The sequence below is a fragment of the Fibrobacter sp. UWH1 genome, assembly GCF_002210365.1.
Lineage (GTDB): Bacteria > Fibrobacterota > Fibrobacteria > Fibrobacterales > Fibrobacteraceae > Fibrobacter.
This window is the reverse complement of the sequence record NZ_MWQG01000048.1, coordinates 1-20512: the sequence shown is the minus strand read 5'-3', so window position 1 is coordinate 20512 and position 20512 is coordinate 1. Positions and strand designations below refer to the sequence as shown.

Annotated in this window: 19 protein-coding genes; 11 read left to right on the top strand and 8 right to left on the bottom strand. The window is 49.9% G+C overall.

What is annotated here, in order from left to right; genetic code table 11:
• Positions 1-151: 151 nt before the first annotated feature.
• Positions 152-1156: a hypothetical protein gene (locus tag B7992_RS14665; protein WP_141100492.1), complete on the top strand. Its 1005-nt coding sequence runs from the start codon at positions 152-154 to the stop codon at positions 1154-1156.
• A gap of 313 nt (positions 1157-1469) precedes the next feature.
• Here the strand turns inward: B7992_RS14665 and rpsD are convergent, their stop codons facing one another.
• On the bottom strand, positions 1470-2075 hold the full coding sequence (rpsD, locus tag B7992_RS14660) for a 30S ribosomal protein S4 (protein WP_073160538.1): 606 nt from the start codon (positions 2073-2075) through the stop codon (positions 1470-1472).
• A gap of 342 nt (positions 2076-2417) precedes the next feature.
• Between rpsD and B7992_RS14655 the strand changes: the two genes are divergently transcribed.
• Positions 2418-2822: an FdtA/QdtA family cupin domain-containing protein gene (locus B7992_RS14655; RefSeq protein WP_073160540.1), complete on the top strand. Its 405-nt coding sequence runs from the start codon at positions 2418-2420 to the stop codon at positions 2820-2822.
• Positions 2823-2849: 27 nt separating this feature from the next.
• Here B7992_RS14655 and B7992_RS14650 read toward each other — a convergent pair whose 3' ends face one another.
• Positions 2850-3863: a GNAT family N-acetyltransferase gene (locus B7992_RS14650; protein ID WP_088666638.1), complete on the bottom strand. Its 1014-nt coding sequence runs from the start codon at positions 3861-3863 to the stop codon at positions 2850-2852.
• Between the two features lie 121 nt (positions 3864-3984).
• Here B7992_RS14650 and B7992_RS14645 point away from each other — a divergent pair, with 121 nt between their 5' ends.
• From B7992_RS14645 to B7992_RS14635, 3 genes are read left to right on the top strand one after another with little or no spacing between them, the layout of a single operon-like run.
• Positions 3985-5163: a DegT/DnrJ/EryC1/StrS aminotransferase family protein gene (locus B7992_RS14645; RefSeq protein WP_141100491.1), complete on the top strand. Its 1179-nt coding sequence runs from the start codon at positions 3985-3987 to the stop codon at positions 5161-5163.
• A 3-nt stretch (positions 5164-5166) separates the two neighbouring features.
• Positions 5167-6420 (top strand): O-antigen translocase, encoded by a 1254-nt coding sequence (locus B7992_RS14640; protein WP_073235132.1) that lies wholly within the window; start codon positions 5167-5169, stop codon positions 6418-6420.
• Positions 6405-7292, top strand: coding sequence for a glycosyltransferase (locus B7992_RS14635; RefSeq protein WP_088666637.1), 888 nt, complete (start codon positions 6405-6407; stop codon positions 7290-7292). Before B7992_RS14640 ends, B7992_RS14635 begins: the two co-directional genes overlap by 16 nt.
• Positions 7293-7304: 12 nt before the next feature.
• Here the strand turns inward: B7992_RS14635 and B7992_RS14630 are convergent, their stop codons facing one another.
• The 3 genes from B7992_RS14630 to B7992_RS14620 are packed head-to-tail and all read right to left on the bottom strand — an operon-like array spanning position 7305 to position 9527.
• The gene (locus B7992_RS14630; RefSeq protein ID WP_073235135.1) at positions 7305-8054 is read right to left on the bottom strand and encodes a glycosyltransferase family 32 protein; all 750 of its coding nucleotides are present in this window, start codon (positions 8052-8054) and stop codon (positions 7305-7307) included.
• Positions 8051-9019, bottom strand: a complete 969-nt coding sequence (locus B7992_RS14625) for a glycosyltransferase (RefSeq protein ID WP_073235138.1) — start codon at positions 9017-9019, stop codon at positions 8051-8053. Before B7992_RS14625 ends, B7992_RS14630 begins: the two co-directional genes overlap by 4 nt.
• A 13-nt stretch (positions 9020-9032) precedes the next feature.
• Entirely contained in the window at positions 9033-9527 is a 495-nt protein-coding gene (locus tag B7992_RS14620; protein WP_073235141.1) for a hypothetical protein, read from the bottom strand.
• A 135-nt stretch (positions 9528-9662) separates the two neighbouring features.
• Here B7992_RS14620 and B7992_RS14615 point away from each other — a divergent pair, with 135 nt between their 5' ends.
• The 3 genes from B7992_RS14615 (at position 9663) to purL (ending at position 14872) form a co-directional block, all read left to right on the top strand.
• Positions 9663-10220: a hypothetical protein gene (locus B7992_RS14615; protein WP_073160556.1), complete on the top strand. Its 558-nt coding sequence runs from the start codon at positions 9663-9665 to the stop codon at positions 10218-10220.
• Positions 10221-10233: 13 nt separating this feature from the next.
• Positions 10234-10788 (top strand): hypothetical protein, encoded by a 555-nt coding sequence (locus tag B7992_RS14610; RefSeq protein ID WP_176421960.1) that lies wholly within the window; start codon positions 10234-10236, stop codon positions 10786-10788.
• 208 nt (positions 10789-10996) lie between these two features.
• On the top strand, positions 10997-14872 hold the full coding sequence (gene purL, locus B7992_RS14605) for a phosphoribosylformylglycinamidine synthase (protein ID WP_088666636.1): 3876 nt from the start codon (positions 10997-10999) through the stop codon (positions 14870-14872).
• 139 nt (positions 14873-15011) lie between these two features.
• Here purL and B7992_RS16445 read toward each other — a convergent pair whose 3' ends face one another.
• Positions 15012-15497: a hypothetical protein gene (locus tag B7992_RS16445; RefSeq protein WP_141100490.1), complete on the bottom strand. Its 486-nt coding sequence runs from the start codon at positions 15495-15497 to the stop codon at positions 15012-15014.
• On the opposite strand from B7992_RS16445, the gene B7992_RS14595 reads away from it, so the two are divergent.
• From B7992_RS14595 to B7992_RS14585, 3 genes are all read left to right on the top strand, one after another.
• Entirely contained in the window at positions 15483-15971 is a 489-nt protein-coding gene (locus tag B7992_RS14595) for an FISUMP domain-containing protein (RefSeq protein WP_254917732.1), read from the top strand. The genes B7992_RS16445 and B7992_RS14595 overlap by 15 nt on opposite strands.
• Before the next feature lie 95 nt (positions 15972-16066).
• On the top strand, positions 16067-17110 hold the full coding sequence (locus B7992_RS16790; protein ID WP_073160562.1) for a hypothetical protein: 1044 nt from the start codon (positions 16067-16069) through the stop codon (positions 17108-17110).
• 72 nt (positions 17111-17182) lie between these two features.
• A complete protein-coding gene (locus B7992_RS14585; protein ID WP_088666633.1) occupies positions 17183-17671 on the top strand; it encodes a hypothetical protein in 489 nt (162 codons plus the stop codon).
• A gap of 261 nt (positions 17672-17932) precedes the next feature.
• On the opposite strand, the gene leuB is transcribed toward B7992_RS14585, so the two are convergent.
• Together leuB and B7992_RS14575 are read right to left on the bottom strand one after the other, a co-directional pair.
• A complete protein-coding gene (leuB, locus tag B7992_RS14580) occupies positions 17933-19024 on the bottom strand; it encodes a 3-isopropylmalate dehydrogenase (protein ID WP_073160566.1) in 1092 nt (363 codons plus the stop codon).
• 75 nt (positions 19025-19099) lie between these two features.
• A complete protein-coding gene (locus B7992_RS14575; protein ID WP_088666632.1) occupies positions 19100-20026 on the bottom strand; it encodes a tyrosine recombinase in 927 nt (308 codons plus the stop codon).
• Positions 20027-20512 lie beyond the last annotated feature (486 nt).

Sequence of the window (20512 nt, the reverse complement as noted above, 5' to 3'; positions counted from 1 at the left end):
ACCTACCTAAAAACTGTATCTTAGATACTTGGTCTAACCTAATTTTTGTTAGGTTAGACCATTTTTTTAGTATTTTTTTTTCAGTAAATTCAACATAAAATGGCAGTCCTACACATTAGTAGAACATAGCCAAAATGTTTATATTCAAGATATGCGTGGGTTAGTTTTTACAATTCTTATTTCTTTGCTGGTCTGGGCTTGTGATCCGGGATTACATGATGGTGGCTATGTGGATCTCCATGCGGTTACAAAGGCCGTGCATCGTCCATCGGTTTTGGAAGTTTCAGTAGACGTCTCTGGGAAATTAGACAGCGTCGCCGTGACATATAGCGACTGCTACCGCAATCGTGATATATCTGTTGTTGATTCCGTTGTGTTGTGCCCATCGAAAGTTCATCACGATGGAGACGATGTAGAAACCCATTGTCATGACTTTTGGGGTCAATGTTCGGGACCATGGACTGCGAAAATTCCTTTGGATGAAGATCATCATTTGCGTTTTGACTTGCTGGACGAAGATAGCGTGACGAAATCCTACGATGTGGATATGACTCCTTATCTAAATGCCGTAGTCAAGGAAAATGAGTCTTTTAAAATTTCTACTTATGACGAGGGGGTTCGGTTAGATGCGTACGTGTGGGCGAATGATATGACGGTGTCTGATGATGGAAGCTTGTTGGAAACGTGCTTTGAATATAGTGTTGATAGTGTAGCCTATGACTCGTCCTATAAATGTTGCCAGGGAAGTGTTGGAAAAAAAGAATGGGATAAGTTTTGCAGCGATTATATAAATGAATCTGGTTATGGGGTGTATCTTTCGGGAGAAGAAATGTGCATGCAAACTCCAAGCAGGGAGACCTGTATATCCGATTCCGTTTCACTGGTGGTAAGTGAGTATCATCCTGTAAAAAATGGGAGCGTTCCTTGTAAGAAACTCTCGTTGAATCGTAAGGCGATTGTGGATGACTTGTGGATTGTGGATGATTATGTTCGTCGTTCTCAAGTAAAGGATTCGTTGGATGCCTTTTTTGATGAAGCTGTGGTTGGTTTTGCTTATAAGAAAGATTTTGTTTGGCTTGCAACCTACGGCATAGGTGAGCAAAGTTCCTTTGAAACGGATTCTATTGTTGTTCTGTTGAAGTATTCGGAAAAGTAATCCCTGTTCTCTTTATTTTACAATCGCTCTCGGGTTACTCCCGAGGGCTTTTTTTGTGAGAAGTTGCATTCGTCAAAAAAAATGTTGGCTATGTTCTTTCAAATAGTAGATGTAATATAACTATCTAAAAAACACACCCCATTAGAAACTGAGATTCACCTACCTAAAAACTGTATCTTAGATACTTGGTCTAACCTAATTTTTGTTAGGTTAGACCATTTCTTTATTATACATCTTGTATTATAAAAAAGAAACACCCCGCCGAAGCGAGGTGTCTCCAAATGTTCCAGTTGTCGTTGGATCGACTCTCGGACTAACGAGAGTAGTATTCCACAACGAGCTGTTCTTCAAGCTGAACGGGGATCTGGTCGCGGAGCGGGAGCTTCACGAGAGAGCCGGACATCTTGTTAGCATCGACAGTCAGATATTCGGGAACAGCTGCGCCAGCGGCGAGTGCTTCCTTGATCTGTGCATGTTCCTTAGACTGTTCGCGAACTGCAATCACGTCGCCGGCCTTGAGCTGACGAGAGGGAGAGAAGCTGCGGACGCCGTTCACGGTGAAGTGACCGTGAGCAACATACTGACGAGCAGCGAAGATGGTGCGAGCGAAGCCCATGCGGAGCACTGCTGCGTCCAGACGGGTTTCCAGCAAGATCATCAGGTTGTCACCAGCAGAACCTGCGCGACGGTTTGCTTCGGCGTAAGCCTTAGCGAGCTGTGCTTCGGAAATGTTGTAGGTGAAACGGAGACGCTGCTTTTCGACGAGCTGCTGCTTGTAAACAGAAGAGGACTTCTTGCGGTTCTGACCATGCTGGCCAGGTGCGAAGTGACGGCGGTCGAGAGCCTTCTGAGTCTTCTGAGAAACAGCAAGGTCCAGGGAACGGGCAACCTTGCCCTTAGGTCCACGGAAAGAGGACATATTAACCTCGTAAAAGGAAGCTCTTTGGTTAATGACGTATGCTGGTAGAGCTTAACACGACATACGCTAGATGTTGGACCTATATATAGAAAATCCAATAGGGGTTTTCAAGTGTCATAGGAGTTCACGCAAGGAAATCCGGCTACCAGCGGGGAAACTTCCACCGGAGGAACGAGGTGGTGAGGTCGGAGCGGAGCTCCTAGAGGGGGTCTGGTCGCGTCTAGCGACGCTAGATGTCAGAAAAATGCACCATTAACCCCCTATAAAACCTCTAGCACGCTTGCGTGCGACCTCACACCTGAAGCGTAGCGTTCCTCACTCCATTTTGTCTATATTTATCTCATGAATTGGAACGAACCGCAGATTATTGATATTCCTATTGTACACGATGAACGTGGTAATTTGAGTGTTGTGGAAGGGGGACAACTGGTCCCTTTCGATATCAAGCGTGTTTATTATCTGTATGATGTTCCCGGTGGATCTACCCGCGGGGGGCACGCCCATCGCAAGCTTCGTCAGCTGATTTTTGCGGCCAGTGGCAGTTTTGACGTGGTTCTGGACGATGGTAAGACTCGTCAGAAGTTCCAGTTGAACCGTTCCTACAAGGGGTTGTATATCCCCACCATGACTTGGCGTGAAATCGAGAATTTCTCTTCTGGCGCAGTATGCATGGTTCTTGCTTCGGAACATTACGAAGAAGCCGACTATATATATGAATATGAAGACTTCCTCAAAGAAGTTAGATGATGCATGGGGGCTACTGCCCCTGCGTCGTTAAAAATTTTTTGTGTAGTAGGTGTTGAGGGAGGCTTTGCCGCCTAGGCCTTCCTTGAACTTGAACAGGGTTTCGTTCAGGTATTTGCCGCCATCTTCGGTGGAGATTCCCCAGGACACGTTCTTGAAACCCTTGGTTGCCGCTTCGCGCATGATGGACGTGAGGACTGCCACGGTTGGGTTGAATGCGTCAAAGCTTGGGTCTGGGGCGATGTACTGGTAGTGTACGGCCTTGGTTTCAGGGAAGACGAAGAACATGGCTCCTGCGATGAGGTTTTCCCTGCCGGTTTCATCTTTGCCGAAAATGCCTCGAAGCCAAATGTTATCTGCAATGCGGGCGGAAGCGAGATCCTTGATTTCCTCGATGGAATGGACTGGCTTGACGTTGTACTTGGCTTTTGAAATTTTCAGAAATTCGTAGAACGGTCTGAGTTCATCAGCCTCGATGGGGCGGTAAATGATGTCTTTGTGTTCGGCCTTGTATTTTTCGTATGCTTTAACCTGTCTGCGCTTAGCCCCTTCGCAGAGATCAAAAGGATCGGCGAATGTTCCATCCGGCGCAGAAACGATGGTTGTTACGGCGCTTAGTTCAGTATGTCTTTCGTAGCCCAGGTGCTCTAACAGGTATTCCACAAGGGCAGGGGATTCCTGACTAAATACGGCCGGGGTTAGTTTCAGACGGACTCTTCTAAAATTCTTTGCGAAATATTCGTCGGCGAATTTCAGGATTTCCTGCAGGCGGCTGGCGGTGTAAAAATCCTTTGAAATGACGGGGCCGCCGAAGGTGGAACCTTGGTGGGATATGAATTCTCCGTCTGCTGTAACCGTGCCGGGGAAATAGGCTGTTATGATTCCGCTTTTGTGGATGGCGAAGCTTGCATCCTTGAATCGATCTTCCGGATGGTAGTTCAAAAATTGCCGGGTCTGTAGAAAGGTGCCGTTGACGGACTCCCGGTTCACAAACCGGTCCAGTCGTTGGTCCAATTCCTTGTTGTAGGGCAAAATCTCGAACATATTCACAAATTAGCATTTAACGATGGATGAAAACTTTAGATTGTCCATTAAAATGGTGGTTTTATCGGTTTTAATGCTTTAGACTGTTTTTCAAATAGGGATATTTTCTACTTTGAGGTTCATGATTCAAGTTCCCTATTACCCTTTGAAGCGAGTAAGCGATTCCTACGGCTCCGAAATAAAGGAGGCTGTCAATCGTGTGATGGATTCTGGTTGGTATATCCGTGGCAAGGAATGCGGCGGTTTTGAAGAGAAGTTTGCCAAATACTGTGGGTCTCGCCATTGCGTCGGGGTAGGGAATGGTCTTGAGGCCTTGGCCTTGATTTTGAAGGGTTATGTCTCCTTGGGCCGTTTGCAGCCTGGCGACGGGGTCATTGTTCCTTCCAATACTTTTATTGCCTCATGGCTTGCGGTAAAGGCTGCTAATCTTGTGCCGGTTCCTGCGGAACCGGATGCAGAAACTGCGGTTTTGAGTGCCGTTTCTGTGGATCGTGCGTTTGCAGGTGCCCAGCAGGACGGTCTTAAGGTTCGGGCAATTCTGGCGGTTCACCTGTACGGTCGTCTTTGCCCCATGATGGAACTGAAACAGTTTGCAGAGAATCGCGATCTTCTTTTGCTGGAAGATGCGGCCCAGGCTCATGGCGCGTCATTTGCTACTGAAAATGGCGTTGTTCGCGCCGGGAATCTCGGAGACGCAGCCGGTTTCAGTTTCTACCCGGGAAAGAACCTGGGGGCCCTTGGGGATGCCGGCGCTGTGGTTACCTGCGATGGCGAATTGGCTGCCGTTGTCCGCAAACTTGCAAATTATGGTTCCGAAAAGAAGTATGTTCACGAGTTTGCCGGTGAAAATTCCCGCCTAGATGAAATTCAGGCTGCAGTCCTGTCCGTGAAGCTTCCTCGACTGGACGAAGAAAACCGCCGCCGTAATGAAATCGCTAACCGCTACCTGGCCGAAATCAGAAATCCGCTGGTGAGGTTGCCAAAGGCTGCTGTTTCTGTGCCCGCCGGTACTGTGGCGGATTGTGTGTGGCATATTTTTGCGGTACACTGCGAACTGCCTAATGGCGAAAGTTGTCGCGACGCCCTTCAAAAACATTTGGCAAATCGTGGTGTAGAAACGCTTATTCATTATCCGACGCCGCCCCATTTGCAGAAGGCTTTTGCCGATGATTTTTCCATCGGGGCTTACCCAGTTGCAGAACGTCTGGCCAATGAGGAGTTGAGCCTGCCTTTACACCCCTTCATGACTGAAGATGAAATTGCAGCAGTAATTGAAGGCGTTAACAGCTTTAAGGATTAGTCTATGTTTGTGAAAAGTTTCCTGGGTTCGGGTGCGGTAACGGCTTTTAACGCCTTGAGGGCTTTTGCCATCAACAAGCTTTTGGCTGTTTTCTTGCCGCCTGCAGCCTTTGCCTGCGTCGGGCAGTTCATGAACCTGTTGACTATCGGGCAGGCCACTTCCAGTCTTGCTCTTCAGAATGGCTGGACTAGCCTGACCGCTCAGAATTTCAAGAACGAAAAGCAACTTCTTGGAGTGTGGCGAGGCGGTCTTCGTCTGACAACTTTTGCGAGCCTGTTCACTTTTGTGGCTGCAGTTCTGTTCTGTTTCATGGCTCCATTGGAAACTCTGTTTCCTGGGATGAATACTCGACTGGTGCAGGCTGCAATCCTGTTTGCTTTGCCAGGTGTATTCGCTACCAATATTATTGCCATCTGTGCTGCCGTCATGAACGGTATGGGTGAAAATCGCAAGTGGGCGCTTATCAATATTGTGGCTTCCTTGTGGCAAGTTTTATGGGTTGCATTTTTCCTTTATACGGGCCAACTGTCTGTCCTTTCTATTATTGCGACCCAGTCCATCGTGGCCGCCTTTTTTGCCATCCGCATTGCAAGCCAGGCTGGTTTTAGTGTCAAGAAAGTCTGGTCTACGGCAGCCGATATTCGTGAACCTTGGGTCTCTTATGCCTTGATGGGCTTGGTTCCCATGGTCATGACTCCCGTTGTGCTTACGGTAATCCGAACCGCAGTGGCTTCGAACTTTGGGCAGGATGCCGCCGGCATCTGGCAGAGTGTGTTGAAGGTTTCGGACTTCCTCTTCATGATGATGTCGGCTATTCTTACCGTGATTATCCTGCCGAAGGTTTCGGCCCAGCAGACTAGGCAGGAATTTTTCAAGTTGTTTAATCCCTTGCTCTTGCGTGTGATGGGAATTTCTCTGGTGATGGTGACGGCTTTATTTTTGTGCCGCGGTCTCCTAGTGCAAATCCTTTTTTCAAGAGCCTATATGGGTGCCGCCGATTATCTGTTTTATCAACTGTTGGGAGATTTCTTTAGGGCTGGTGGATTTTCCTTGGCACTGGTCCTGATCGCTCGCCGCGAAACAAAGAAGTTCCTTTCCATTGAAATTGGTTCGGAAATTTTTCTGGCCGCAGGTTCCCTGATCCTAATGAAACTGGTGGAATTCCAGGGGCCCATGATGGCTTACGCCGTAGAAAACTTCCTATACTTTGCAGTTATGTTCGTTGTTGTCCGGAGGCTGAAATGGAATCAGCAGTAATCGTTTCTGTGCTGATGGCCTGCTACAAGCATGAACGTTTTGTAGAGGCGGCTGTCCGTTCTGTAATGGCTCAAGAGGGCGTGTCCTTTGAATTGATCGTTATTGATGATGGCAGTCCCGATAGGTCGCCCGAGATTCTTGAACGCTTGGCAAACGAGTTCCACTTCAAATACGTCCATCGTCCGAACAAAGGGGTGGTGGCGACCATGAATGAATTGCTTTCTATGGCGAAGGGCAAGTATTTTTGCTCCATGGCGTCAGATGATGTGATGCCTGCAGGCCGATTGGCTGAACAAAGTCAGTACCTGGAAAGTCATCCTGAAGTTCCCGTATGCTTCGGACAGATTGTGGTGATGGATGGGGAAGGGAATCATGGTGAAACCCCGGACCCGCGCTATACCCGTTCTGTTCCTCAAGTGACATTCGAGGAATTTTTCATGGGGAAGAAAGAAGTTCACGGCTGTTCCGAAATGATTCGCCTGGATGTATTCCGTGATATGGGCGGCTATGATAAGGAATTCCCTTTCGAGGATTTTCCCCAGTGGCTGAAGTTCTTCCATAGGTTTGGAACGTTACCTGTGTTGCCTACCTTGTGCTGCTACTACCGCGTTCACGGAAACAACATGTCCTGCAACAGCACCTTGATGTATGGCACGTTCTTAAAGGCGCTGGCTCGTTACTCCGATCATCCCCTTTACCCGAAAGCTGTGAAAATCTGGAAGTCCCATTGGTTCTCCATGCTTGCTTATACCAACAAGGCCGAGGCCGTTCGCAGGATTCCTCAGCTAGCCTCGTTCTCCTGGGACTTTTTCAAAAGGTTCCCGAAGCTGTTTGTGCCCAAGTTTATTCTGGACCGCCGTTTTAACGTCTGATTCAAAACGCCGTTATCGTCTGAAAATTTTCTTGATGGTCCCTGCAATTCCCAGTGACTTTAGGTTTGTCCAAAGGGCAAGGGGAATGGAGAGAATCTTGGCGACCGGTGTCGGGAAAATCTTGTAAAGCTTTTGACGACGTTCAATTCCCTTGCGGACGGATTCCGGTCTCCAGTTACTTTGAAAGTGGTGGATGCAGTAGGTTTCTGCAGTGGCGCGAATCTTGCCGTCTATAAAGCTTTTGGGTGAAAAGAAATCTTCTGGGAAAATTTCCAAAGGGTCACGCAGACTGTTAAAGGCGTTGGCAAGGATGTTGGGCAAGACCAGCTCATTCACCTGGGATTCTGTGTAGTTGAATGATTCTTGTCTGTAGAAGTCCAGGGCTTTTGTAATGGCGGGGTGATTTTTGTTTGCGGCGAGAATCGCGCCTTCTATGCGGCGGGATCCGTTTTCGAATCCGAAGAAATATTCGCGGCCCATTAACGGATCGAAACTTTTCACGACTTCAACGTCGGTGTCGAGATAGATACCGCCTTCTGTTTCTAGGGCGTACAGACGGACTGCATCTGCGGCGAAGGCCCATTTTTTTTGGGCGAGGGCCTGCATTACCCAGGGAATGCCTGTGGCTTCGGCTTTGGAACGGTCCCAAAGGATCAGTTCATAATCGGGTAGAACTTGTTTCCATCCGTCCAAAAATTGGGTTACATCAGCAGGGAACGGCTCCCCGGAAAACCAACAGTAATGAATTTTCCTAGGAATCATTTTTCATCCCTCCTAAGCATTTTTTGCAAGACGTCGCGGCCTCCGAAAGAGATTACGTTGGCCACCTTGTTGCGAAGTCTAACCTTGAAATCCAACAGGTTCTGCAATCGAAGTTCCTTGATGTGATTCCAGGCGCGATTGCGGTAATCCTGGAATTCGTCGGTATCGGGGGTGCGCTTCAGAATGCTGTAGCTGGTGCTGATGAGCATGTTCTTTGCGGCACGAAGTAACTTCGGGTTCCTTATTTTTTCCGTGATTGTCGTACAAAGGTTTTCGGCGATGTCCAGCAGTTCCGCTTTCTTTAAATTGTAGGCGGAATTCAGGATGCTGGTTTCGCGTTTGCGGTACAGATATAGAGGCAAACTTACGGAACGGATTTCCTTTGCGCTCAAGAAAATCTGCGGGATGGTACAAAGGTCCTCGAAGTACTTGCCCCTCGGGAAGCGGACGTCTTTCCAGAGCCTTGCTGAGTAAAGTTTGTTCCATGCGGAATGGTCGGGAATCCTGTCTTGGTACAGCGCCTGGATAAGGGCGTCTTCGGGGGACCAGATTTTCTGGATGGACTTGCTTCGGTTTCCTGGAATCTTGGCGGGCAATTCGGTAAAGCTGTTGGACCCGCAGCAGATAATCTCTGCATCGGAATCTTGTGAAGCCTTGAGCAGGGTTTCTAGAAATGTGGGGGCGATCATGTCGTCGCTGTCGACGAATGTAATCCAGGGGGCGGAGACCTTCTGGAGGCCTGCATTGCGGGCTTCGGAAAGTCCTGCGTTCTCTTGGGACAGAAGCGTGAAACGTTCATCACGTTTGATGAATTCTTCGACAATTTCTGCAGAGTTGTCTGTGGAACCGTCGTTAACGACAATGGCTTCGAAGTCGGCAAAGGTCTGGTGCTGTACGCTGATAAGGCATGCTTCCAGATATTCGGCGGTATTGTATACCGGAATAATGACGCTTACGGTTGCCATAGGGTGGGCTTTTTTACGCCTGGCTTAGGTTTTGGACCACTTCGCCCCAGCCCATTTGCACAAGGGCGCCTGCTCGTACCAAGTTCCCCTGGGCGTCTTCGTATTCCTTCAGGATGCGGCTCCATTCGGTTACGTCGCGCTTGAACTTGATGTCCTTGCGAATTTTTTTCATGAGCATGTCCTGTTTCCATTGGGCGGCTTCGCCAAGGAACTTGCAGGATTCGTCCAGTGCGTCGAGATAGGCGGGCACCGCGTTCAGGAAGGTCTTTTCAAAAGGTTTGGCCTTGCCTTTTGCTTGACCCACGAGGTTCTTCTGATTGATGACGTTCTTGCGCAGTTCGCTCATCAGTCGTACGATTCGCTCGAAATCCACCTGGGGCCAGATCAGGTTGAAGGGCCACATCTTTTTCCAGTGGAACTTGAACATGGACTCGTGGGCCGTGTTCTTGGCCTTCAGCATTTCCTTGAGGTTGTTGAATATAATCTGGGATGGAAGCAAATCACTCATGGCCTCCAATATAGATTAATTCTCCATTTATAACTGAAAAAAGCCCCTTTTGTGGTAATTTTACAAAGCTTAGTTTGTTATTTTGGAAATAAGAAGTTAAATTCACCCCTGCATAAACTTGTAAAAAGGAAATCTATGAATAACAAAAAGTTCAAGATTCTACTTATTGTAGATATCGCATTGATTATCGGCTTGTTTGCCTTGATGATGATCCTCAAGGGTACTTATAATGACCAGGCTCAGAAGTCCGTTGGCGAACAGGTGGGTGCCTACCTGGAACAGTCTAACGGTGTTGTTCAGGAGCAGTGGAAGGCTGTTGACCAGTACGGCATGGCCTGGAAGCTCGTTTTTGCCACTTTGACCGGCGACAAGACCGAAGCTACCTTTGATGCCACCGCAAAGGCTATCGAAGAAGACAAGGATGCCCGTTTCAAGCAACTTTCCTATATGTACAACGCTGCAGGCATTCCTCCTCAGGCTCAGAACTCCATCTACGAAAAGGCTGGCCTTGCTGACAAGTTCCTTCTGAAGAATGAAGGCGGCGTCAAGGAAGTGGCTTGCGGTAAGAACTGCGTCATTAGCTTCACCTTCGCAAAGGGCAAGCTGAAGACCGCTGACTACAAGGCTCTGACCGAATACAACATGGGTGCAAACTTTAAGCTGGAAGCTCCGGCTCCCTACCACTTTGAATAAGGAGTAATGAACGATGAACATGAAGAATATTTCCATTGCTCTTTCTGTCGTGGTTGTGCTTTTGCTGGCAACTCTTCTGATGCAGAAGGGTAGCTACGTTTCTCAGGCAACTGAACACTACGAAAAGACCACTACCAAGTCCTTCAAGGGCGCTTCCCAGATCATTGAGTATGTGAACAACTCCATCGAGACCAACAAGGGCGTTTGGACCCTGGCTTGCGAAGCTGTTCAGAGCGTAAAGACTTCTCAGGATCAGGCTCGCCTCGAAGCAAAGCTCTTCCCCTCTGTAAAGGGTACCATGAGCATTGCCAACAAGACTCGTAAGTTCGAAGCTAGCTCCGATTATTACATCGTTTCTAACTTCGCCAAGGTCGAAGTCGACAAGAAGACCGAAGTGAAGTCCCTTTCTGGCCTCGTCTCTGTGAACGTGAATGCTCTTCTGGGCAATGCCGCTGTTGCTGCATCTGACGAAGATGAAGAAGAAGGCGAAGAAGCTGTTGTGGAAGAAGCTCCGGCTCCCAAGAAGGCTGCCAAGGGTAAGAAGGGCAAGAAGGGTAAGAAGCGCTAATCTGGCGAGCTAGAATTGGTGCGGAAAACCTAACTCTTTGATACTCAAAGAATTACAAAAATCCTCGCAGAAATGCGGGGATTTTTTGCATTTCTTCACCTGCTAATCACTAGCCACTAACTACTAACCACTAACCACTATTTACTATCTTTCCCCTCGTAAAAACAAATAACACAAGGTGCCGGCTAACCCCCGGCAAGAGGTAAAAATGCTCATTCTTCGTGGTACTCCGGCTCTGTCGGACTTCCGTCTCCAGAAACTTCTGGCTGACTTCAAGAAAGAAAACCTGAACGTCGCAAGCGTTTACGCTGAATTCCTCCATGTGGTGGATCTGTCCGCCGATCTTTCCGCTTCCGAAAAGGAAACTCTGGAAAAGGTGCTCCACTACGGCCCCATGCGTGAAGCCAAGGCCCTGGAAGGTGAATTGTTCGTGGTTTGCCCCCGTCCGGGTACCATCAGCCCCTGGAGCTCCAAGGCTACCGATATCGCTCACATCTGCGGCCTGCCCGCTATCAAGCGTATCGAACGCGCCATTGCCTACTATGTGAAGTTTGAAGGTGCCGCTTCTGCCGACGCTCGCAAGGTGATCGAATCCAAGATCCACGACCGCATGACTCAGGCTGTATTCGCAGACACCGCTTCCCTGGACGTTCTCTTCAGCAAGGAAGAACCGCGTCCGCTGAACATTATTCCGGTGCTCACCGAAGGCCGCGAAGCCCTGGTGAAGGCAGACAAGGCCATGGGCCTCGCTCTTTCCGCCGACGAAATTGACTACTTGGTCAACAACTTTACCGCTCTCAAGCGCAATCCCACCGACGTGGAACTGTACATGTTCGCTCAGGCCAACTCCGAACATTGCCGCCACAAGGTGTTCGGTGCCGAATGGACCATCGACGGTGTCAAGCAGGACAAGTCCCTGTTCCAGATGATCAAGAACACCTACGCTCTGCACAACACCAACATCTTCAGCGCCTATAAGGATAACGCTGCCGTGATGAAGGGTGCAACCGCAGGTCGTTTCTACGCTGACCCCCGCACCAACAAGTATGACTTCCACAACGAAGAAGTGGACATCTTGATGAAGGTGGAAACCCATAACCACCCCACAGCAATTTCTCCGTTCCCGGGTGCCGCTACTGGTAGTGGTGGTGAAATCCGTGACGAAGGTGCTACCGGTAAGGGTTCCAAGCCGAAGGCCGGCCTCACTGGCTTCAGCGTTTCTAACCTTAAGCTGCCGGGTGCAGTTCAGCCTTGGGAAAAGGATTTTGGCAGTCCCAGCCGTATCGCTAGCGCTCTGGACATCATGATTGAAGGTCCTCTGGGCGGTGCCGCATTTAACAACGAATATGGCCGCCCGAACATTCTCGGTTACTTCCGTACTTTCGAACAGGAAGTCTCTGCTGAAAAGGGTAACGAAGTCCGTGGTTACCACAAGCCCATTATGCTGGCTGGTGGTCTTGGCAACATCAAGCACGACCACATCGAAAAGGGGCACATCGATCCGGGTGACCACCTGGTAGTTCTGGGCGGTCCTGCTATGCTTATCGGCCTTGGTGGCGGTGCAGCAAGTTCTGTGGCCAACGGTGCTGGTAACGAATCTCTGGACTTTGCTTCTGTGCAGCGCGAAAACCCCGAAATGGAACGCCGTTGCCAGGAAGTGATCGACCGTTGCTGGGCAATGGACGAAGAAAACCCCATTACCTTCATTCACGACGTGGGTGCAGGTGGACTTTCCAACGCCTTCCCGGAACTGGTGAACGATGGCGGTCTCGGCGGTAAGTTTGAACTCCGTAACGTTCCTAACGACGAACCGGGCATGAGCCCCTTCGAAATCTGGAGTAACGAATCCCAGGAACGTTATGTGATCGCTGTTGCCGGCAACAAGCTGGACGTGTTCGACGCTATCTGTAAGCGTGAACGTTGCCCCTATGCTGTAGTTGGCGAAGCTATTCCCGAAAAGCATTTGACCCTTACCGACAAACACTTCGGTTCTACTCCCATCGATATGCCGCTGGAAGTCTTGCTGGGCAAGCCGCCTCGCATGATCCGTAACGAAAAGAGCCAGAAGCGTCCGCTGACCTCTCAGGTTGTTCCTGCCGACGCTACTATTAAGGACATTGCACACCGCGTTCTCGCTAACCCCACTGTGGCTGACAAGACCTTCTTGATTTCCATCGGTGACCGTTCCGTGACCGGTATGATCTGCCGCGACCAGATGGTTGGCCCCTGGCAGGTTCCCGTAGCTGACTGCGCTGTCACAAGCGCAACTCTGGACACCTACGAAGGTGAAGCCATGTCCATGGGTGAACGCGCTCCTATCGCTCTCATCTCTCCGGCTGCCGCAGCCCGCATGACTGTTGCTGAATCTCTCACCAACATGGCTGCCGCTTACGTTCCGGATATGGGCCGCGTAAACCTTTCCGCAAACTGGATGGCAACTCCCAACTACGAAGGTGACGGTGCCGACCTGTACGAAGCTGTAAAGGCAATCGGTATGGAACTCTGCCCGGAACTGGGCATCACCATTCCGGTGGGCAAGGACTCCATGTCTATGAGCACTGTATGGCAGGACGAAAAGGGTAGCCACCGCGTGACTGCTCCCATCTCTCTGGTCATCAGCGCCTTCTCTCCCTGCGCCGACGTTCGCAAGACCATGACCCCGCAGCTCATCCAGAACAACGACACCACCTTGATGCTCGTTGACTTGGCTCGCGGTAAGAACCGTATGGGTGCATCCATTGCAGCCCAGGTTTACAACATGCTTGGCGACAAGGCTCCGGATGTTGATTCCGCTAAGGAACTCCGCGCCTTCTTCGAAACCATCCAGAAGCTCAATGCCGACGGCAAGATTATGGCTTACCACGATAAGTCTGATGGTGGTCTCTATACCACCGTTACCGAAATGGCTTTCGCAGGCCACGTTGGTGTTTCTTTGGATGTAAACGCTCTCCAGGGCAACGTCATCGACGCTCTCTTCAACGAAGAACTGGGTGCTGTCATTCAGGTTGCAAATGCTGACGTTGCCGCTGTTAAGGCTGCATTCGCTGCTGCAGGTCTTGGCGACACCGTTTCTGAAATCGGTAAGCTGAACAGCACTTACAACATCGTCATTGGCGACTACGCCGAAGGCCTCTCTGACCTTCGCGCTATCTGGTCCGATACCACTCGCCGCATCGCCGCCCTCCGCGACAATCCGGCTTGCGCCGAAAGCGAATACCAGCTGAAGTTGGAACAGGATGATCCGGGTATCACTCCGAAGGTCACCTTCGACTTGGCTGCAAGCGCAAAGATCATCAAGGATTACTCCAGCCGCCCGAAGATGGCTATCCTCCGTGAACAGGGCGTCAACGGCGAACTGGAAATGGCAGCCGCATTTGCCAAGGCTGGTTTCGAATCCATCGACGTTCACATGACCGACATCTTGAGCGGTCGCGTTAGCCTGAAGGACTTCAACGGTCTCGTGGCTTGCGGTGGCTTTAGCTACGGTGACGTTCTGGGTGCTGGCGAAGGCTGGGCAAAGAGCATCTTGTTCAACCCCAAGGCTCGCGCAGAATTCGAAGCTTACTTCAACCGTAAGGATACCTTCACTCTGGGCGTCTGCAACGGCTGCCAGATGGTTTCTAACCTGAAGGACTTGATTCCTGGCGCAAAGCATTGGCCGCGCTTCGTTCAGAACCTCTCTGAACGTTTCGAAGCCCGTTACTGCTCTCTGAAGGTTGAAGATACCCCGGCTGTTCTCCTGAAGGGTATGGCTGGTTCCGTATTGCCTATCGCAGTGGCTCACGGTGAAGGCCGCGCAGAATTCGCCTCTCGTGAAGCTGCAGAAGCCTGCCTGAAGACTGGCCTCGTAGCCCTCCGCTATGTGGACGGCAAGCACGAATACACCGAACGCTACCCGCTGAACCCCAACGGTTCTCCCTTCGCCATCAACGGCCTCTGCTCTGAAGACGGTCGCGCTCTCGTCATGATGCCGCATCCGGAACGCGTGTTCCGTACCTGCCAGTACTCCTGGCATCCGGCTGAATGGGGCGAAGACGGTCCGTGGATGCAGCTGTTCCGCAACGGCCGTATTTTCGTGGGCTAATAAAAGTCTTGTCGCGGGCATGTACCGCGCTGCTTGAAAAATCCGCTTTCTGCTTTACCGCAGGGGCGGATTTTTTTTACATTGCAGGTTGTTAAAAGTTAGGAGCTTATTATGAATCTTTTTAAGAAGATTTCTTGGCTTAAGCCTGCGGTGATGGCGATAGTGGAACTTCCACAAATGAAGATGTCAATGAAATTTCATCTTCAAGTGTAGTTGATGAAATCTCATCCAGTGAAAGTTCTGCAGACTTACCGAATGAAGGTTTTGCAAGTTCCTCCAGCGAAATTCCTGCAAGTTCCGCTAATGAAGGCTTTGCAAGTTCGTCCAACGATAATTCTGGATCTTCGTCCAGCGCGGCTGTTACGTCAATTACTTCAAGTAGCGAAGAAACAGACTTTGACGATATCGTTGCAAGTTCCTCCAGTGAGTTGCCTGTAAGTTCTTCAGAAAATATTTCGCCTTCTGGTAGTGAAGAAATGATTTCATCTAGTTCTCTATCTGAAGGGTTGTCTTCGGGGGCTGATTCTTTGAGAAGGAATCGTTCTTTAATCCCGACGTTACGTATGGCACCTTGGTCGATGAAAGGGATGGAAAAATTTATAAAACGGTAGTGATTGGCTCTCAAACCTGGATGGCCGAGAATCTGAACTATGCGGATTCTGTGCAGACCCCGAGTCTCAAGGAACGTTCCTGGTGCCGTAATGATGACGCCGATGAATGCTCCATTTTTGGACGCCTCTATACGTGGATTGCTGCCATTGATTCGATCTCGTTGGCTAATGACGCGAATGACCCGCAGAATTGTGGCTATGGAGTCGTATGTGATCGTTTAAAAGACGATGCTCTTGCTTTGGCACCAGTACAAGGTGTTTGCCCCAACGGATGGCATTTGCTCAGTTTAGCGGAATGGGAAACTTTGTTTGAAAGTGTTGGCGGCTGTGAATCTGATTTTTGGTCCGTTACCCAAAATGAAAGTGAAGATTATCATGGCCGATACGCACATTACGTGTTCATGACTTGTTATGCAGACTATGCTTTTTTGCAAGGTAGTGACCGTGTCAAATCGAATGCGATGTCCGTTCGCTGCCTCGAGGATTAGTCAGTACAGTAGTCTTATCAAAAATGTTTGTCAAAATTTACGAGTAATAGTGGTTTGACAAAACTATATTTGTACCACTATTAGAGGGTTTTGACATGAAAATCGGTTCTTCTACATTAGCCCTTGCCTTGGGCGCATTTGTAACATTTAGCTCTGCAGCCCAGATTCAAGGCTTTGTTTCAGGATACGCACCTGGTAACGTTAAAGAAAAAAAAGAAGTAAAAGGTGTTGAATCCAGCCGAGATCTCCATACCGATTTTATGTGGGGACTTGGTGCCGAATATTTGGCTTTCCCGGTCGGTCCCCTTATGGTTGGCGGTGGCCTCGGATTTTTTAGTGTACAGACTGATGGCGGCTATAATGTCGTGATGCCTTCCGTGCCTCTGTGGCTTTCTGTTGGTGTAATTGGCCCTGATAGCTGGAAGGTTCGCCCTTACCTTGGCGCTCGCGTGGGATATCCGATTCCGGCCACTAATTATTTGACTTGGTGGGATAAGCCTCAGGACTTTTTCGTAACGGGAAACGTCGGTGTGCAGCTGCCGTACCATATGGGTGTAGAGTTCGACTGCACCTATCTGACCATGGATAAGTACTTCAGTAAGCATGGTGTGAATTTCCGCCTGAGTTCTGTGAAGTTTGGTGGTTCCATTACGGTTCATTTTGATTTGTCTGGCAAATCTGCTGAAGCCGATAAGGCCGCTACTGTAAATGATGCTGTTGTGGCGGAACCGGTTGTAGAAGAAAACTATGACGCATATGCTCCTTCTGGTGTGAATGAAAATTCTGAGTCTACGGATCCGTATTCTAATTATGGTGAACCCGCTGCAGAAAATATGACTGGTGAACCTTCTGCTGAACCTGCTTATGATGCTGCTCCCGCAGAAGAACAGCCTGCCGCAGAATCTTCTGAAGTTGCTCCGGTTGAAGAACCTGCCGCAGAGGCTCCTGCCGAAGAATCTCCCGCAGAAGAGGCTGTGGCTGAAGAAGCTCCTGCTGAGGAACCTGCGGCTGAACCCGCTCCCGAACCGGAGAAGAAGCCTGTAGCCAAGAAGGCAACCAGCAAGAAAAAGGCTGCCGCCAAAAAGACGACTAAAAAGAAGGCTGCTGCAAAAAAGAAGACTTCTAAAAAGAAAAAGTAAAGTCTAATCTTTGAGAGGTGCCGCGCTATGCGGCATTTCTTGTTTGGAATGCTATTTTTGGAATGGTAAAAAATGTCTGAACAGAATTTAACTCGTGAAACTTTGGTGGAATTCTTCGGTGCTGAAGAATACTCTCGCCTGTGCCGCCATGAGGCGGGGCATGCTCTGGTTGCCTTTTTGTTTAAGCGTCCTCTGGAATATGTGAAGATGACAAATTCCAAGGAGCGTCCGGGCGTTACCCGCATTACCGGAAGTGAACTGGACGGCTCTGCCCACATTGCCATTGCGGGCCATATTTCCGAATTCATTATCCGCAAGAATTTCGCTTGTGACCTAGATACGGTGATGCGTGAACTGCCTATGGAGCTGAACCGCAGTGACGCGGACTACCAAAGCTTTCAGGCTGCTTGCTATTACTTCCAGATGTCGGAAACCAACGTGGTGGAGCAGTGCTACAACATTCTGATGGCTTGCCAGAAGGCCTTGCTTGTGATTGTGGATGGGCTGGAAAAGCGCACCTGCATGACCTGTGAGGAAATCGCCGCTCTTTTCCAAAAATGATTGCGCAGGTTCGTTCGTAAACGCCCCAAAGGCGGTGGATTTGCATGAAAAATGCCGAAATCCACCGCCTTTTTATTAATTTATTTGTAAAATCCGTGGCGGAATGGAACAAAAAGCCCTTTTAAGGACAGTTGTCTTGGCCTTTTTGATTGTAAAATAGCTCAAAATGCTTTTAATTTAGTGTAAATTAACGAAAAGGCAGTGCCTGAACTAAAAAAATAGTTCAAGACACTGCCTTTTTTAGCGAATTGCTGTTTTCGATTACTTCAAAGCAGCGATAATAGCATCGCCCATGCCGGTGGTACCGACCTTGGTGCAGCCTTCCTGGTAGATATCGCCAGTGCGGTAGCCCTGAGAGATCACCTTTTCGCAAGCGGCTTCGATAGCGCGTGCTGCTTCTTCTTCCTTGAAGGTGTAGCGCAGCATCAAAGCGGTGGAGAGGATCTGGGCCAGCGGGTTAGCGATGCCCTTGCCAGCGATGTCCGGAGCGGAACCACCTGCCGGTTCGTACAGGCCGAAGGATCCTTCAGCAATAGAAGCGGAGGGGAGGAGACCCATGGAACCAGTGAGCATTGCGCATTCGTCGGTCAGGATGTCGCCGAACAGGTTCGGGCAGAGCATCACGTCGAAGTCGCGGGGGCGCTTCAGGAGCTGCATAGCAGCGTTGTCCACGTAGAGGTGTTCGAGGGTCAGTTCCGGATAGTCCTTGATGACTTCGTTCACGACTTCGCGCCACAGAACGGAAGTGGTCAGAACGTTAGCCTTATCGATGGAAGCAACCTTCTTGTTGCGGAGCATAGCGGCGTCGAAAGCGAAGCGAGCGATGCGTTCCACTTCGTAGCGGCTGTACTTCATGGTGTCGAAACCGATTTCTTCCTTGGAGCCAGGAACGCCTTCGCGGCCTTTGGGCTGACCGAAGTAAACGTCACCAGTCAGTTCACGAACGGTAAGAATGTTGAAGCCGTCACCGACGATGTCGGAACGGAGGGGACAAGCACCGGCCAGTTCCTTATAGACGCGAGCGGGACGGAGGTTGCAGAAAAGCTTGAAGTGCTTACGGAGGGGGAGCAGAGCACCGCGTTCCGGCTGCAGGTTAGGAGGAAGGTGTTCCCACTTCGGGCCACCCACAGAGCCGAAAAGAATACAGTCAGAAGCTTCACCCAGCTTGAGGGTGGACTCCGGCAGCGGAGAACCGCTTTCGTCGTAAGCAGCGCCACCAACGTTGGCCCATTCTGCGTTCACGTCGAAACCGAACTTCTTGGAAACAACGTCCAGAACGCGGACAGCTTCCTTCATCACTTCCGGACCGATACCGTCGCCCGGGAGAACTGCAATCTTGTAATTCTTGCTCATTATTGAGTCCTTGGTTAAAATTTGAACGAATCAAAGATAGTAAAAAACGAGGGGCATTTCTACCTCTCGTTTTGTTTAATTCCCGTTCTTTCCGCCATCCTCGCGAGATTCTCGTTGTGCCACTTCGCGGGGGTGGAAACTCTTGTGTTCCTGCTTGATAAATTCCTTGTCCACATGAGTGTAGATCTGGGTGGTGCTGATGTCGGCGTGACCCAGCAGTTCCTGCAGCACGCGGAGGTCCATGCCCGCTTCGAGACAGTGGGTGGCGAAGCTGTGGCGGAAGGTGTGGGGCGATACCTGCTTAGTCAAGTGCATGGTATGTTGCTGCACGATCTTCCAAGCGCCCATGCGGCTCATGGGCTTGCCGCGGGAATTTAAAATTACGTTGTCTGTTTCCGGATGGGTGAGGGGACGACCTCGCTCGATCCATTCTTTCAGGTTTTCCTTGGCCTTGCTGCCTAGCGGAATGAGACGCTGCTTGTTGCCCTTGCCGATAGGGGTCAGCCATTCGTTGTCCAGGTCCAGCTGGGCAAGCTTGATACCCAGGGTCTCTGAAATGCGAAGGCCCGCACTATACATCAGCTCGAACATGGCTGTGTCTCTCAATGGGTTCTTGCCGTTGGCGGCGCTCTCGAATACGCTGTCCACTTCTTCGCGGGTTAGGTATTGGGGCAGGTAGTGGCCCAGTCGCGGTGTGGCCAGCATGCTCTCGGTACTGAAATCGTACTCGCCCTGGTTCTGCATGTACTTCAGAAATCCTCGGAGGCTGGAGAAATGCCTGGCGATGCTGGTGGGGGAGTATTCCTCGTGAGCGGCCGCATCGGATAAAAATTCGTCCAGTTTTTCTGGGGTTAGGGCTTTTAAATCTAGAGAATGTTCGTCTAACCATCCAACGAAATGGCGCAAATCTTCCTGATAGCTCTGGATCGTGGCCGGGGAGAGGTTTCTCTCGACCCCCAGGAATGCCATATAGGCGTCAAGTCGGTTGAAATTTGGGCTCATAGGCTGGTACTAGGTTTGGGTGCGCGCCTTTGGCGCTAGAGATTTGAAGTGTGAAATACAAGATATAAAAAGATATGAGGTATGAGGTATGAGGTATGAGGTATGAGATGTCTTCTCTATTCTTTGGCTTTATGCTTGTTGCTGTTTGGTGTGTTTCCGGTATCGGCGATCGCCTAAGTGTCTAGATCCCTCCTTGTAGAGGGTAAGGATTGTGAGGTGGCGATTTGAGTCTCTTGCTCTGGATTCCTCGACTACGGCCTTACTGGCCTCCGCTCGGAATGACACGTAAAAGAACTCTTCGCTCATCATTCTTCGCTCTTCACTATCCACTATTTTGGGGTGGTTTCAAAAAAAGAAAAAATTTTTGCCTTTCCCCCTTGCCGAGTGTTCTTTTCTTTTCTATCATTGTGCGCGTCTTCGAGACGCGACTATGGATGATTAGCTCAGTTGGTAGAGCAGCTGACTCTTAATCAGCGGGTCGCAGGT